We start from the raw sequence: 15,823 nt of genomic DNA on the forward strand, positions 1-15,823 counted from the left end.
CTGAATAATAATACTGTTGCGAATTATTCTCAAAAATAAAATAAAAATTTTGTGAGCAACTTCACATTTTAATTTGTAAATTTTTAGCGAAAAAAGACCGCTTGCTTATGCTAAAATAAACTAAATTTTCAGGTAGGAACGATATGAGCAAACAGCACAAACCTTTTATTCTCCATTCTCCATTCAAACCTTCAGGCGATCAGCCGACGGCGATTGCCAAGCTAACGGAAGGCTTAAATGACGGCTTGGCTCATCAAACCTTGCTCGGTGTAACGGGCTCGGGGAAAACATTCACGATTGCGAATGTCATTGCACAACTTAATCGCCCTGCGATGGTACTTGCTCCAAATAAAACGCTCGCCGCTCAGCTTTATGCCGAGATGAAAGCTTTTTTTCCTGAAAATGCGGTGGAGTATTTCGTCTCCTACTACGACTACTACCAGCCCGAAGCTTATGTGCCGGCAAGTGATACCTTTATTGAGAAAGATGCCTCCATCAACGAGCAGATCGAGCAAATGCGGCTTTCCGCCACTAAATCTTTCTTAGAACGCAGAGATACCATTGTAGTTGCCTCCGTGTCGGCAATTTACGGCTTGGGTGATGTTGATGCCTATATGCAGATGATGTTGCATTTGCAAGTAGGAGCAATGATTGGGCAACGTGAAATTCTCACTCGCCTTGCCGAGTTACAATACACACGCAACGATCAGGCATTCCAGCGTTCAACCTTCCGTGTTCGTGGTGATGTGATTGATATTTACCCTGCCGAGAGTGATGAAGTGGCTTTAAGAGTTGAGTTGTTTGATGACGAAATTGAAAATCTCTCATTGTTCGATCCGCTTACGGGGCATAGTCTCGGTAAAGTGCCTCGCTACACGATTTACCCGAAAACGCACTATGTTACGCCGCGAGAACGAATTTTAGATGCGATTGAGCAGATTAAAGAAGAGCTTGCCGAACGCCGAACTTACTTTATTCAAGAAAATAAATTGCTGGAAGAGCAACGCATTGCTCAACGTACTCAGTTTGATATTGAGATGATGAACGAGCTAGGCTACTGCTCAGGTATTGAAAACTATTCACGCTATTTGTCTGGAAGAAAAGAGGGCGAAGCACCGCCGACTTTGTTTGATTATATGCCGACAGATGGTATTTTGGTGATTGATGAAAGCCACGTTACTGTGCCACAAATCGGTGGAATGTATCGGGGCGACCGAGCGAGAAAAGAAACTTTGGTACAGTATGGCTTCCGTTTGCCGTCTGCTCTTGACAACCGACCGCTTAAATTTGAAGAGTTTGAACGCCTTTCGCCACAGACGATCTATGTGTCGGCAACACCGGGAGCCTATGAATTAGAGAAAAATCCTGATGTTGTCGATCAGGTCGTTCGTCCAACAGGCTTACTCGATCCGATTATCGAAGTCCGCCCGGTGGCTACGCAGGTGGATGATTTGCTTTCCGAAATTCACAAGCGAGTAGCAGTGGACGAACGAGTGCTGGTTACGACGCTCACCAAAAAAATGGCGGAAGATTTAACCGATTATCTGGATGAGCACGGCGTGCGAGTGCGTTATTTACACAGCGACATCGATACTGTAGAGAGGGTAGAGATCATTCACGATCTTCGTATGGGAATGTTTGATGTGCTGGTCGGTATCAACTTACTGCGAGAAGGCTTGGATATGCCGGAAGTGTCGCTGGTTGCCATTCTTGATGCGGATAAAGAGGGCTTTTTACGTTCCGAACGCTCGTTAATTCAGACCATCGGACGTGCCGCCCGAAACCTCAACGGCAAAGCGATTTTATACGGCGACCGCATTACCAACTCAATGCAAAAAGCAATTACTGAGACCGAACGCCGCCGTGAAAAGCAGATGAAATATAACGAAGAACACGGCATCACCCCACAAGCGTTGAACAAAAAAGTGGGCGAATTGCTCGACATCGGGCAATCCGACAAACCAAAACGAGGCAAACAAGCGGTCAAAAAAGCGGAAAATTCTGCAAACGACTACAAACCGAAGTCCCGTAAAGAATTGGAAAAAGAGTTGAAAGTGTTAGAGCAACAAATGCGAGAATTTGCAGCGAATTTAGAGTTTGAAAAAGCAGCTGCGACGAGGGATAAGTTGCAGCAGTTGAAGGCGTATTTGTTGGAGATTTAAAAATGAATAATGAAATTATATTTAGTATTACTTTAAAAGATATCATAATTTTCACTCTAGGAATTATTGTTAGTTTCATAGTTGGATATTTTATAGCTAGGAATGTAAAGAGTAAAAAATCTATTAGATTTGATGTTATTCATAGAGGAATAGTTATTGAAACAAGATGTAATGGTAAAGATATTGGTTATCCCTTTAAGGTTGTGGATAAATATACGGATAAGGAGTTAGATTCAGTATATTGTATTCGGGCTAGGATATGGAATAATGGAGTTGAAGCTATAAGAAAAAATGACCTGTCTGATAAAGATCCTTTAAGGATTAAGTTAGATGATGATTTAATTATGATAGGCAACCCAATTATATATAATAATTCGATTGATTTTTTTATGAATAATAAAAACCAGGATAATATCTTTATAGTGGATTTTGATTATTTAAATCCTGATGAATGGATTGTTTGTGATTTTTTTGTGAAAAATGATCCCAATTTGCCTATATCTTTGGAAGGTAGGATTTGTGATTTGAATCTTAGTTCTAGAAACAACTTAGGTGATTCGAAGGTTAGTATCCTAGAAAGGATAGGAGCATTATTTTTAATTATTCTAACTCTAGGATCTCCTATTAGTGGTTTGATTCTACTTATTATGCATTTTAATAATCCTGAATTAGAAGTGTGGAATATCATGAAACAAGATAATAGCTATATGGTTCAGGTGTTACAAAATATAACATTAATGATGCCTACGATAGCTTTTTTATTTTATATTAGAAAGGTTATTCATAGAATTAGAAACCCTAAAGATTTTCCAGAAAATAGTGAGTATAGTGATTCTCAAATGAGAAACTTCATAATTATTACTAAAATTGCGTTAACAGGTAATAATTATAGAACATCTAATTCAATAAATAATTTAGGAGATATTACAGTTCCAAACTCCAAGAATAAATAGAGTTATTTATTTTCCGTATTCTCTACTCGCTACTCGTCTCTGACGAGTATCTTAATTTTGTTTAGTACCCGTCAGGAGACGGGGACTATCAACATCCTTCTTCAATCTAACAAGCGGTCAAATTTCTTCCATTTTTTACAAATTAACTCAATGTTCCACACTCAGCCACTTCCCACTGCATTTTGGAGATTTTATTTCGTTGATAAAGCCAATTTGCAACCTCTTTCCACGAATAGAGTGCTGAGCCACTTGCCACACCGTAAACAGGGCGGGGAAAATCTTTGGCTCGTTTGCCATTGGCATAGTTAGATATAGCTGCACGGGTTAAGCCTGTTCGGGTAGCGATTTCACTTAACAAACTGACACCCGCTTCCTGTAACACTAAATCTGAAAATCCGGCTTGGCGGAGATTATCAAAGGCGGATTGTATCGCTACTTGTGCCGTTTCGGCTTCTTGGTCAAATTCTAAATAGACACTTTGGTTATAAAAAATTGTTTTTATTACTTGATTTTAGATTTATTCTGTGAAGAAATCTTTGTTCTCAAAGGAGAAAAAATGCTTTTCGACACCCATATCCATCTCAATCAATTTTCAGATGAAGAAATCAAGCAAATTTTGCAGCAGTCTAATTTACAAGGTGTACTTGCTGTGGCAACAGATTTAGCCAGTTGTGAAAAATTATTGTGTTTAAAAGAGCAGTATTCTAATCTCTACATTGCCGCAGGTTTTCACCCTGAGCAGGCGTTACCTTTGCAGAATGAAATTGAAAAGTTATTCGATTTCATTGCAAAAAATCATCATAAATTGACCGCTTGTGGCGAAGTGGGACTGCCGCATTATCTGAAGCGAGAAAATCCGGCATTAGATTATCAGCCTTATATTGATTTGTTAGAGCGTTTTATTGTGGCAAGCAAGCGGTATGATTTGCCGTTAAATTTGCATATTGTGTATGAGGATACGGAAATTGCCCTTGAATTGCTGGCAAGACATCAAATTCAAAAAGCCCATTTCCATTGGTTTAAAGCAAGTAATGAAACGTTGGAAAAATTGCTTTTAACCCCTTATTTTGTTAGTCTTACGCCCGATATTTTGGCTAACCCGAAAACGCAAAAAGTCGCTCAGACGTTTCCGTTAGAGCGGCTTTTAATTGAAACTGATGCCCCTTGGCAACACGAGGGATTTAAGCCTGTAGAAATTACTCAGCAACTCGTTGCCATAATCCAAAAACTAGCGGAAATTAAGCAGTTGCCAGAAAAAGTGGTGGCAGAACAGATCAGCCAAAATACGTATTCATTTTATCTCACTAAATAGAATTTATTAAATCTATGAAAAACCATCAACCGATTAAAGGGGCAATTGCAATTATCACCGCAGGTGTGTTGTTTGCCTGCATTAATACGCTTATTCCAAAGCTGACTTCCATCTCGCCGATTGACTCTAGTGTGATTGCATTAGTGCAATATCTGATTGCGTTTGTGTTTCTTGTGCCAAGTATGAATAATGTCGGCTTTTTCTCATCATTAAAGACGGCACATTTTGGGCAACATTGTTTTCGTATTTTTCTTTCCGCAATCGGTATTCAGTGTTGGACAATGGCATTAGCTAACCAATTGCCGATTTGGCAGGGGATTGCGTTACTGATGACATCCCCGCTCTTTGTTACTATCGGTTCTGGGTTATTTTTAAAAGAACACGTCGGCAAAAGACGCTGGGTTGCTACCGCACTTGGTTTTGTCGGTGCAATGATTATTTTAGAACCGTGGAGCGATAATTTTAACTTGATTGCATTATTACCACTTGCCGCAGCCTTTTTCTGGGCGGGCTATTCATTGATGGTTAAAAAACTTTCCCGTTATGACAGCCCAACAACAATGGTTGCTTATCTGTTTATTTTAATCACGCCGTTTAACTTGTTGATTGCTTTAACTAATCTTAGCCCAAGCGGATTTAGCCTTCCTTCGTGGAGCGATTTCGGCTTTTTAATTTTACTCGGTTTTTTAACCGCTCTCGCTCAATTAGCAGTAGCAAAAGCCTATAATTTAGCAGATGCTTCTTACATTCAACCGTTTGATTTTATTAAGTTACCGCTCAATGTATTAGCCGGCTGGCTCGTTTTTAACTGGGTACCACCGGGTAAATTATGGCTAGGAGCTGCCATTATTATTGCTGCAACAGTTTATATTACTTATGTGGAAGGGAAGGAAAATAAATCCACTAGTTAATGCTGCACTCTGCTACTTCCCATTGCATTTTGGAAATTTTTTTACGTTGATAGAGCCAATTTGCGACTTCTTTCCAAGAGTAAAGTGCTGAACCACTAGCAACACCATAAATTGGGCGAGGGAAATCTTTTTCTCGTTTACCATTTGCGTAGTTAGAAATTGCTGCACGTGTTAGCCCTGTTCTAGCAGCAATTTCACTTAATGAGCTAACTCCGGCCTCTTGTAACACTAAGTCTGAGAATCCCGCTTGACGGATATCATTAAAAGCAGATTGAATAGCTTCTTGTGCTGTTTTTGCCTCACGATCAAATTCTAAATAGACACTTTGATTATAAAAACAGATTAAGGCATCATCACAACCGGCTTCAAATAAGATATCTTCTAAATTTGGCATCGCTTTCTCTGCATCTCGAATTAATATAGAAAAGTGATAAAGTGTCATTGTTTTTCTCCACATTCGTGAACTTTACGAATAATTTGTTTAGCGTGGTTTTCTGGTGATCTCGGCGTACTCCATACACTCATCTGGTGTTCGCTATGTCCTAAGACACAGCGTAAACGGCAATATGAATGGGCTGATTTGCCTGATTTCAAGATTTCCCAACCATTCTGTACTGCGTAATCTAAAGCAGCTTGTATATGTTTATTTGGGTGTTTAGACTCACATAGTATAAAAATTGTTTGCAAATGTAAACAAAAATGGTAATAAAAATAAGATAACCTTTATAAAAAGGAAGGCAAGTCTTAGTGTTAAGTTTTTCGAACTAGATCGCAAAATTAATATATAAGCAGAAATAAAAACGGTTGAATTTATATTACAAAAAATGAAATAAATTCAACCGCTTGTATTTGTTTTGAATTATGCAGGATTATCAATATCAATAAATTCTACGTCTAATCCATATTGCTGAGCCAGCCATTCGCCGAGAGCTTTTACCCCATCCCGTTCTGTGGCGTGGTGTCCGCAGGCGAAATAGTAAATGCCTTGTTCACGAGCAGAATGGGTAGTCTGTTCGGAAATTTCACCACTAATAAACGCATCGCAGCCTTTTTCAAAAGCGAGATCAATATAGCCTTGTCCGCCACCTGAACAGATACCGATTTTTTTAATCAATTTTTGTGGCGATGAAGTAAATTCATTGCATAAAATAACGGTGCGTTGTAACGTTTTTTCGAGTTTTTGCTTCAGTTCTTCCGCAGAAATCGGTGTTTCTAATTCGCCATACATTGGAATAGAACTTGGGGTATTTTCTAAACCTTGTAAATTTACTACGCCTAAATGCTTCGCTAGTTGAGCGTTATTACCTAGTTCCGGGTGGATATCAAGCGGTAAATGGTAGCCAAACAGATTAATGTCATTCACTAACAGCTGCTTAATGCGTTTACCTTTCATACCACGAATGCACGGGTTTTCACTTTTCCAAAAATAACCGTGATGGACTAAAATTGCATCTGCATTTTTCTCAATCGCTTTTTCAATCAGAGGGAGTGAGGCAGTTACGCCGGTAATGATTTTTTTGATTTCTTTTTTGCCTTCAACTTGTAAACCGTTTGGGGCGTAGTCATTAATCGCAGAGCTGTCTAGTTTTGTGTTGAGAATTTTTTCTAGTTCAATATTGGTTATTGTCATTTTAATTTCCTCCAAAATGAAATAATTATGTAGGGGCAAATTGCAATTTGCCCTTACGATTTATCATTACTCTTGAGCAAGAGCTGTAATCGGATTAAGCCTTGATGCATTGCGAGCCGGGATATAGCCAAACACAATGCCGATAAGGGTAGAGCAGAGTACTGCAATAATGACGGATTCCGGCGAAAGAATCATTTTAAAGTTTGAGCCTAAATTATTAAACGCCCAAATAATGCTACTTGCCAATAAAATACCAATTACGCCTCCAATCAAGCAAATCACAACGGCTTCAATCAAGAATTGTTGCAAAATGTTACGTTGTTTTGCTCCAATTGCCATTCTCACACCGATTTCACGGGTTCGTTCAGTTACCGAAACTAACATAATGTTCATTACGCCAATACCACCTACAATCAATGAAATCAGGGCAATAGAGGAAATGAGTAATGTCATTGTATTAGTAGTATCGGTAATGGTTTGTTTGATGCTATCACTGTTAATAATAAAGAAATCTTTTTTGCCGTGTCGGGCAGTGAGTAGCTCAGTAATGCTTTTTTCCGCCGTTTGGCTTTCGACATTATCTTTAATTTTAACGGTAAGAGAATCAATCTGTTTTGCCCCTGAAACACGTTGCATAATCGTGGTATAAGGCGACCAAAGCGTTAGACTGGTTTGATTCATTGCATTGGCTTGTTGAGCCACACCAATAATCTGAAGTGGTTTTTTATCCACTAAAATAATTTCGCCTTCCACCGGATTAGGTAAGCCTAAATCTTTTTGCGTGTTGGGATCTATCACAATCACTTGAGCAACATTTTTCACTTCTTCTGTCGTGAAAAAACGCCCTGAAATGAGCTTCAGCCCTTTTACGTCCATAAACTCTTCGCCGACACCACGCACAGAACCAGTTACCGCATTGTTGCCATAGATTAAGGTTGCATTCACATTACTTGATGGTGTTGTGCTTTCAACATAACTTTGTCGGCTTAATGCTAATGCATCACTAATGGTTAGGTTTTTAGTAAGATTGGCTCGTCGGTCGCCAAAGCCTGTACCGTTGAGAATATCCATTGTATTTGTGCCTAAATTATTGATGTTCGCAAGAATTTGCTGTTGCGAACCTTGTCCTAATGCAACAACGGAAATCACTGAGGCAATACCAATAATAATACCAAGCATCGTGAGTAATGCTCTCATTTTATGAGCTAAAATAGCACTGCTCGCCATTTTGAAGGATTCAATTAATTGGTCAAAAAAACGAGGTTGTTTATGGGGTGTTTTATTAAGTTTAAGTTCTGTTGAATAAGGTTTTTGGCGTTCATCTCGAATAATTTCGCCATCTTTAATTTCAATCACACGGCTGGCTTGAGCGGCGATGTTAGGATCGTGTGTTACCATAATAATGGTATGACCTTCTTGGTGCAGATCTCGTAAGATTTCCAGCACCGTTTCACCACTTTTTGAATCTAATGCACCTGTTGGCTCATCGGCTAAAATAATTTCGCCACCGTTCATTAATGCACGAGCAATACTCACACGTTGCTGTTGCCCACCTGATAGTTCATTGGGGCGATTGTGTGTTTTATCATCTAATCCCAGTTTAGCTAATAAATTATCGGCACGTTGTTTGCGAGATGTGGTATCCATACCTGCATAAATAGCAGGTAGAGCCACATTTTCATTGGCGGTAAGAGCAGGCAATAGATTATAGCGTTGGAAAATAAAGCCGAATTTACGTTGGCGTAGGTCAGAAAGCTCATCAGCGGTCATTTGCTGAGTTTCTTTGCCTGAAATACGGCAAATACCTGAACTTGCGGTATCTAAACAACCGATGATATTCATCAAAGTGGATTTTCCGGAGCCTGATGCCCCAATGATCGCAACAAAATCACCTTGTTCTATGATAAGGTTAATATTTTTTAAAATATGGGCTTGGTTTTCTCCCAAGCCGAAATATTTATTTAGATTTTCAATCTCGATTAAATTCATACAAGCGGTCGTTTTTCTCATAAATTTTACAAATTTAGGAATGTTGTGCCCAAAGCGGAATAGCTAATTCTACCTTTAGACCACCCATATCGCTTTTTGTTAAATGAATATCACCTTGATGTTGTTGTACCGCATTATGCACAATAGATAAGCCTAAACCTGTGCCGCCTGTTTCTCTCGTTCTGGCTTTATCTACACGATAGAAAGGTTTTAAAATATTTTCATATTCATCTTCTGGTACACCTTTTCCATCATCTTCAACTACTAAAATTAATTTTTTATCTTGTATATCTATTGAAATAGCTATAATTTGATTCGCATATTTTTGTGCATTACGAACTAAATTTTCCAATGCACTAGCAAGGGAATCCTGAGAACCATTAATAGAATAGAGTGCCGGATTTTCAATATTTTGTTTAACAATAAGAACAATATTATTTTGTGAAGTTTCAAATTTAGCATCTTCAATAACATCTTGCCAGATTTCATTAATTTTAAATATTTTCTTATGAATTTGATAATTCAGTTTTTGTCGAGAAATGACGAGTAAATCTTTGATCATTTGGTCAAGTTTACCAATTTCATTTTCAATTCGATTAATTTCAGGAAGCTCTCCTGCTTTGCGACGTAAAATAGCAGTTGCTAATTGCAATCTTGCTAAAGGGGTTTTTAGCTCGTGAGAAACGTCAGAAATCATTCTCTGTTGTTGTTCAGTTAAGTCTTTTAAACTTGTTACCATATGATTAAAGCTTTTTCCAACCTCTCTTATTTCATAAATTCCCTCTTTTTCAAGTTTAGGATTAGGCTCTAAATGTCCAGTGGCAATAGCATTAGCAGAAGCGGTTAGATTTTGAACTGGTTTGGTGATTTTAAAGGATAACAACACCAATAATGGCATACCTAAAAACAAGAGTATTAATGTTATTAATAATGGAGAGTCTAAAATTGTATTTAGCCATTCTTGTTGAGCATCTACAGCTTTAATAAAATATTGATTATAAGTATGAGTACTAGAATGCACAACAAATGGTCCATATATTTCAATATTTTCAAAACGGCGTTGCAAAGGCTCTTTAGTTTGTTGAGACTGATAGATAAAGAATTGTAATGACTTAATATTACTTTGGTTTACACCACTTAAATTACCGGTCTCTTCATCTTCTAATATAATATCGTAACCATTAGCTGTTTCTACCGATAAATTCCGTTCAAAAACTTCATCTAAATTTAAATTTTGCTCGGTCTCAAGACTTTCATGTTTGAAATAGACTTGGTCTTTTTGCGAAATAGGTGAAAATTTTCTTGAATCAAATTTATCAATATTAAAAGTAATTATAATAAATAAGCTAAGCAATAAACCGTAATAAGTAACAAGTTTATAGGCTAAGCGTTTTCTAAAGTTTAAATATTTTTTAAATAAATTTGGCATATATAATAATAGTAGAATAAAAATCCCTAAAATAATTTCTATTATTTAGGGATTTGGAAAATATTATTCAGTTACTAATAAGTAACCTTTTCCTCTTAATGTTTTAAACCAATGTAAACCATCTTCTCGTTCCGGTAATTTTTTACGAAGGTTAGATATATGCATATCAATAGCACGATCGTAAGGTGTTAATTGTTTACCTAAAACTTCCAAACTTAACAACTCTCTGGATAAAATTTGACCTGGGCTACGCATTAAAAGTTGTAATAATGCAAATTCTGTACCTGTTAAATCTAAATCGTTACCTTGGTAGGATGCTTGTTGGCGACCTGAGTGTAATTGTACCCCTGCAAATTGTAGTAATTTAGAAGCAGCTTCAGCCACACCTGTTTCAATTTGGCTATTATCTACTTGAAGTTGTTGGGGAACAGTACGTCTTAAAATAGCCCTTATTCTAGCCACTAGCTCACGATCATTAAAGGGTTTAGGTAGATAATCATCAGCACCTAATTCTAAACCTAAAATACGATCGATTTGGTCATCTCTCGCACTTAACATTAAAACAGGTAATACATATTTTTGTCTTATTCGTTTTAATGTTTCTACGCCATTCAATACAGGCATCATCACATCTAATAATATTAAATCATATTGATTAGTCTCTAATTCATTTAAACCTTCTTGACCATTATGAGCTACTTTTACTTGAAATCCTTCTAATGAGAGCAGCTCTGTTAATAATTCAGTCAGTTCAATATCATCATCTATTAATAAGATTTTTGACATAGCCTAATTCCTATAGATTATTTTGTTATAAGTAATAATTGTCCATTATTATAGCAAGCAAAACAAATTATTCTACTGTTTTTATTTGATGCCAAATCGCATCTAATTCAGCTAATTTACACTCATTTACAGTTCTTCCTGTATTTTTAACTACTTGTTCGATTTTTCTAAAGCGTTTTTCAAATTTAAGATTGGCATTTCGTAAATTTTCTTCAGCATTAGTATGATAATGACGACATAAATTTACAATTGCAAATAATAAATCCCCTAATTCTTCAGCCAATTCTTTGGAGCGATTTGGATATTGAGCCATTTCTGCTTTTACTTCATCAAGTTCTTCTTCTACTTTTTCTAACACCTCTTGCGGATTATCCCAATCGAAGCCCACTTTGGAACAACGTTTTTGCAATTTATCGGCTCGAGTAAGTGCTGGTAGTGCAAACGGAAGATCATCTAAAATAGATTGTTGATTTTTATGCTTAGCATCATTGGCTTTTTGCTGCTCCCAACTTTTTAATGCCTCTTCACTATTTTCTGCTTTCACATCGCCAAAAACATGTGGGTGGCGATAAATCAATTTATCGTGAATATCGTTTACCACATCATCAAAACTAAAAGATCCTTCTTCTTTCGCAAGCTGACTTAAAAAAACCACTTGAAGCAATAAATCACCCAACTCTTCACGCAGAGCAGATCGATCTTTAGTATGAATAGCTTCGGCAACTTCATAAGTTTCTTCTAGCAAATGGGGGAGCATTGTGTCGAAATTTTGTTTTAAATCCCACGGACAGCCGTGCTCGGGGTGGCGAAGTTGATTTACAACTTCAAGAAATTGGTCGATAGTTGCCATATTTTTCCTTTTACAAGCGGTCGATTTTTATGAAAATTTTGCAAATTCTAGCATAATAACGACCTTTTCGCTTATAATAAGGTAATTTTTAGCAAAACTAGGAACGAAATGGCAGCAGAAAAATTAACTAAGAAACGTTTAATTCAAATTGTGATAATGCTTGTTATTCTCCTTGTTGCGTTTTTTTATCGAACATATACGCATAGTTAGAGATCTGATATGTCAATAAAACATATCAAAAAACGGTAATTTATGCTTTAATAGCAAGAATTTTATTTATCCCACAACTCAATCCAAAAGGAATAAAAATGAGCTGGTTAGACAGAATTTTAGGTAGAGATTCATCATCAAGTAATACAAAATCAAAAATCCCAGAGGGAGTTTGGACAAAATGTACAAGCTGTGAGCAAGTTCTCTATAGCGAAGAATTACAACGTAATCAACACGTATGTCCAAAATGCGATCACCATATGCGTATTGATGCTCGCACACGCTTATTAAACTTATTAGACAAAGATTCAGCGGTTGAAATTGCAGCTGATTTGGAGCCGCAAGATGTGCTGAAGTTTAAGGATTTAAAAAAATATAAAGATCGTTTAACTGCGGCACAGAAACAGACCGGCGAAAAAGATTCTTTTATTGTTTTTTCAGGCACATTACACAATATGCCTGTTGTTACTGCCTCTTTTAACTTTGAGTTTATGGGCGGCTCAATGGGGTCTGTTGTTGGTGCAAAATTTGTAAAAGCAGCGGAAAAAGCCTTAGCAGAAAAAATTCCATTCATCTGTTTCTCCGCATCAGGTGGAGCTCGTATGCAAGAAGCATTATTTTCATTAATGCAAATGGCAAAAACCAGTGCAATTTTAGCGAAAATGAAAGAGCAGGGCGTACCGTTTATTTCTGTATTAACTGACCCAACCTTAGGTGGTGTTTCGGCAAGTCTTGCGATGTTAGGTGATATTAATATTGCCGAGCCGAAAGCGTTAATCGGGTTTGCAGGTCCTCGTGTTATTGAGCAAACTGTACGTGAAAAATTGCCGGAGGGCTTCCAACGTGCGGAATTCTTATTAGAACACGGTGCAATTGATATGATCGTTCCTCGTAAAGAGATGCGTGATGCTCTTGCTCGTATTTGTGCAAAATTAACCAATCAGCCAACGCCATTTAAAACGGCAGAATTGATTGTTGAAAATGTAGAATAATGAACGAATGAATACATTAATTACCCCTAAAGCCACGGATTCTTTGGAGACGTGGCTTTCCTATTTAGAACAAGCCCACAGTAAACCGATTGATATGGGCTTGGAGCGTATTACAGCCGTTGCAAAAGCGTTGGATTTACTTAATCCTGCACCTTATGTAATAACCGTTGCAGGAACAAATGGCAAGGGTTCAACTTGTCGATTATTGGAAGTTGCTTTATTAAAAGCAGGTTTTCGTGTCGGTGTTTATTCTTCGCCACATTTAATTCATTATAATGAACGGGTAAGAGTTAATGGCAATCTTCTGCCAGATAGCGATCACGTTCAATCATTTGCAAAAATTAATGAAAAAAAGACCGCTTCACTCACTTATTTTGAGTTTAGCACACTTTCTGCCTTTGAATTATTTAAGCAAAATCAATTAGATATTGTGATTTTAGAAGTCGGTTTAGGTGGACGTTTAGATGCTACTAATATTGTTAATTCAAACCTTGCGATTATTACCTCTATCGACATTGACCACGTTGCCTTTTTAGGTGATAACAGAGAAGATATCGGGCGTGAAAAAGCAGGCATTTTCCGTGAAAAGATTCCTGTGATTATCGGTGAGCCGGATTGTCCTAATTCCATTAGAGAAATTGCAGAATCGTTAAGCTGTAACGCTTTTTATCGAAATCAAGATTGGCAGTTTGAAATTAAAAACAATCTATTTCATTGGACTTCTAAAGAAAGATCCTTTAAAGATTTACCTGTGCCATTAATTCCTATCCCAAATGCAGGTACAGCACTTGCGGCATTAATGCAATTACCCGTTGAAATTGATGAGCAAATTATCCGAGAAGCCTTTCTTGAAGCTCAAATGATAGGGCGTTTCCAAACGCTAACGGATAAGGATTTTGAGAAATTCTCAGGACGAAAACCGGTTGCAAAAGTGATTATTGATGTGGGGCATAATCCACACGCTGCTCGTTATTTGGCAGATAAACTTGCAGAGTTAAAGCAAACAAATCAAAAAATCTATACGGTATTTAGTGCATTGGAAGATAAAGACTTATCAGGTATTGTTGAGCCGTTAGAACATTTGATTGATGAATGGCATTGTGCTGGTTTAGATTGCTGGCGAGGGCAAAGCGGTGAAGCTGTGTTGAGTAAACTGGTAAAAGTTTTACCAAATTCGACCGCTTGTAGTTATGAAAATGTGGCAACAGCAAGCCTTGTATTATTTGAGAAAGCAACCAAGCAAGATATAGTCCTGGTGTTTGGCTCATTCCATACCGTAGCCGATTTTATGCTTTGGTTAGAACAATAATCAAATTGAAGCGAAAATAAAGGCGAACTTATGTTCGCCTTTTGTTTTTTAGTAGATTAAAGCACTTTTACAATTGCTTCTGCTAACGCATCAATATTTTTGCTGGTAATACCGGCAACATTGATACGACCTGAACGCACTGCATAAATAGCAAAGTCATCTTTTAATTTATCTACTTGTTCAGGCGTTAAGCCACTGAATGAGAACATACCGTTCTGTTCGGTAATGAATGAGAAATCTTTATTTGCTCCTTTCTCTTTCAATTTTGCCACTAATTGCGTACGCATATCTTTAATGCGGTTACGCATTTCATCTAACTCTTCAATCCATAATGCTTTCAGTTCAGGATCAGCTAATGCCACTGCAACCGCACTTGCACCGTGAGCTGACGGGTTAGAGTAAAGCACACGAATGATCGATTTGATTTGCGTAAATGCACGGTTAGCATCATCTGCGTTATCCGCAATTAAGGTAAATGCACCTACACGCTCATTGTATAAACCGAAGTTTTTAGAGAATGAGCTTGCCACTAATAATTCACGGTTGTTTTTCGCAAAGGCACGTAAACCGTAAGCGTCTTCTTCTAAACCGTTTGCAAAACCTTGATAAGCAAAATCGAATAACGGTAACCAGCCTTTTCCTGCGGATAATGCTGCAAGTTGTTCCCACTGTGCCGGCGTTGGGTCAATCCCTGTCGGGTTGTGGCAGCAGCCGTGTAATAACACCACATCGCCTGCTTCTGCTTGGCTTAAGTCTGCAATTAAGTTATCCCAGTCTAATCCGTTGGTGTCTTTATTGTAGTAGCGATAACCTTTTACATTCACACCAACCGCATCAAAAATACCGTTGTGGTTTGGCCACGTTGGGGTAGAAATCCACACATTTTTCGCATTAGTATGACGTTTAATAAATTCTGCGGCAATACGCAATGCCCCTGTGCCACCTAAGCTTTGAGCCGTTTTTGCACGACCGGAGGTAATCACTTCAGCTCCTTCACCGAATAATAAAGCTTGTGTTGCCGCATTAAAGGCTTGAACGCCATCAATAGTGAGGTAGTTTTTGCTTGTTTCGGTATCTAATAAGCGTTTTTCCGCCTCTTTCACCGCTTTAACGATTGGGGTTTTGCCCTCATCGGTCATATAAACACCGATTCCAAGATTGATTTTGCCTTCACGGGTGTCGGCTTTGAATGCTTCGCCCAAACCTAAAATTGGGTCTGCCGGTGCTGCTTGAATATGACTGAACATTGACATTGGAAATCCTCTTAACAATTAAAAAACAACAGTGAAT

15 protein-coding genes are annotated in these 15,823 nt (G+C 37.8%); 6 read left to right on the top strand and 9 right to left on the bottom strand.

The window, feature by feature from the left end; genetic code table 11:
- The first annotated feature begins 143 nt into the window (after positions 1 to 143).
- Together uvrB and V6W77_RS04745 are read left to right on the top strand one after the other, a co-directional pair.
- A complete protein-coding gene (gene uvrB, locus V6W77_RS04740) occupies positions 144 to 2,162 on the top strand; it encodes an excinuclease ABC subunit UvrB (RefSeq protein ID WP_334253939.1) in 2,019 nt (672 codons plus the stop codon).
- Positions 2,163 to 2,164: 2 nt separating this feature from the next.
- On the top strand, positions 2,165 to 3,115 hold the full coding sequence (locus V6W77_RS04745) for a hypothetical protein (protein ID WP_334253940.1): 951 nt from the start codon (positions 2,165 to 2,167) through the stop codon (positions 3,113 to 3,115).
- A gap of 142 nt (positions 3,116 to 3,257) precedes the next feature.
- Here V6W77_RS04745 and V6W77_RS04750 read toward each other — a convergent pair whose 3' ends face one another.
- The gene (locus V6W77_RS04750; RefSeq protein WP_334253941.1) at positions 3,258 to 3,497 is read right to left on the bottom strand and encodes a helix-turn-helix transcriptional regulator; all 240 of its coding nucleotides are present in this window, start codon (positions 3,495 to 3,497) and stop codon (positions 3,258 to 3,260) included.
- A gap of 174 nt (positions 3,498 to 3,671) precedes the next feature.
- On the opposite strand from V6W77_RS04750, the gene V6W77_RS04755 reads away from it, so the two are divergent.
- Both V6W77_RS04755 and V6W77_RS04760 read left to right on the top strand, forming a co-directional pair.
- The gene (locus V6W77_RS04755) at positions 3,672 to 4,427 is read left to right on the top strand and encodes a TatD family hydrolase (RefSeq protein ID WP_334253942.1); all 756 of its coding nucleotides are present in this window, start codon (positions 3,672 to 3,674) and stop codon (positions 4,425 to 4,427) included.
- 14 nt (positions 4,428 to 4,441) lie between these two features.
- A complete protein-coding gene (locus V6W77_RS04760) occupies positions 4,442 to 5,338 on the top strand; it encodes a DMT family transporter (RefSeq protein ID WP_334253943.1) in 897 nt (298 codons plus the stop codon).
- Here the strand turns inward: V6W77_RS04760 and V6W77_RS04765 are convergent.
- From V6W77_RS04765 to mazG, 7 genes are all read right to left on the bottom strand, one after another.
- Positions 5,331 to 5,780, bottom strand: coding sequence for a helix-turn-helix transcriptional regulator (locus V6W77_RS04765; protein ID WP_334253944.1), 450 nt, complete (start codon positions 5,778 to 5,780; stop codon positions 5,331 to 5,333). The two genes, V6W77_RS04760 and V6W77_RS04765, sit on opposite strands and share 8 nt — an antisense overlap.
- Positions 5,777 to 6,025, bottom strand: coding sequence for a hypothetical protein (locus V6W77_RS04770; RefSeq protein ID WP_334253945.1), 249 nt, complete (start codon positions 6,023 to 6,025; stop codon positions 5,777 to 5,779). The genes V6W77_RS04765 and V6W77_RS04770 overlap by 4 nt, the downstream gene beginning before the upstream one ends.
- A 172-nt stretch (positions 6,026 to 6,197) precedes the next feature.
- On the bottom strand, positions 6,198 to 6,968 hold the full coding sequence (locus V6W77_RS04775) for a Nif3-like dinuclear metal center hexameric protein (protein ID WP_334253946.1): 771 nt from the start codon (positions 6,966 to 6,968) through the stop codon (positions 6,198 to 6,200).
- Positions 6,969 to 7,034: 66 nt separating this feature from the next.
- Positions 7,035 to 8,957 (bottom strand): MacB family efflux pump subunit, encoded by a 1,923-nt coding sequence (locus V6W77_RS04780; protein ID WP_334253947.1) that lies wholly within the window; start codon positions 8,955 to 8,957, stop codon positions 7,035 to 7,037.
- A 34-nt stretch (positions 8,958 to 8,991) separates the two neighbouring features.
- On the bottom strand, positions 8,992 to 10,386 hold the full coding sequence (gene cpxA / locus V6W77_RS04785) for an envelope stress sensor histidine kinase CpxA (protein WP_334253948.1): 1,395 nt from the start codon (positions 10,384 to 10,386) through the stop codon (positions 8,992 to 8,994).
- A gap of 63 nt (positions 10,387 to 10,449) precedes the next feature.
- Positions 10,450 to 11,172, bottom strand: coding sequence for a response regulator (locus V6W77_RS04790; RefSeq protein ID WP_334253949.1), 723 nt, complete (start codon positions 11,170 to 11,172; stop codon positions 10,450 to 10,452).
- Positions 11,173 to 11,239: 67 nt separating this feature from the next.
- Positions 11,240 to 12,022, bottom strand: a complete 783-nt coding sequence (gene mazG, locus V6W77_RS04795) for a nucleoside triphosphate pyrophosphohydrolase (RefSeq protein ID WP_283385896.1) — start codon at positions 12,020 to 12,022, stop codon at positions 11,240 to 11,242.
- Between the two features lie 308 nt (positions 12,023 to 12,330).
- Between mazG and accD the strand changes: the two genes are divergently transcribed.
- Both accD and folC read left to right on the top strand, forming a co-directional pair.
- Positions 12,331 to 13,224: an acetyl-CoA carboxylase, carboxyltransferase subunit beta gene (gene accD, locus V6W77_RS04800; RefSeq protein ID WP_334235319.1), complete on the top strand. Its 894-nt coding sequence runs from the start codon at positions 12,331 to 12,333 to the stop codon at positions 13,222 to 13,224.
- A 7-nt stretch (positions 13,225 to 13,231) separates the two neighbouring features.
- Positions 13,232 to 14,533, top strand: coding sequence for a bifunctional tetrahydrofolate synthase/dihydrofolate synthase (gene folC, locus V6W77_RS04805; protein WP_334253950.1), 1,302 nt, complete (start codon positions 13,232 to 13,234; stop codon positions 14,531 to 14,533).
- A gap of 56 nt (positions 14,534 to 14,589) precedes the next feature.
- Here the strand turns inward: folC and V6W77_RS04810 are convergent, their stop codons facing one another.
- Positions 14,590 to 15,786, bottom strand: a complete 1,197-nt coding sequence (locus V6W77_RS04810; RefSeq protein WP_334253951.1) for an amino acid aminotransferase — start codon at positions 15,784 to 15,786, stop codon at positions 14,590 to 14,592.
- Positions 15,787 to 15,823 lie beyond the last annotated feature (37 nt).

Source organism: Mannheimia indoligenes (assembly GCF_036880405.1).
Lineage (GTDB): Bacteria > Pseudomonadota > Gammaproteobacteria > Enterobacterales > Pasteurellaceae > Mannheimia > Mannheimia indoligenes.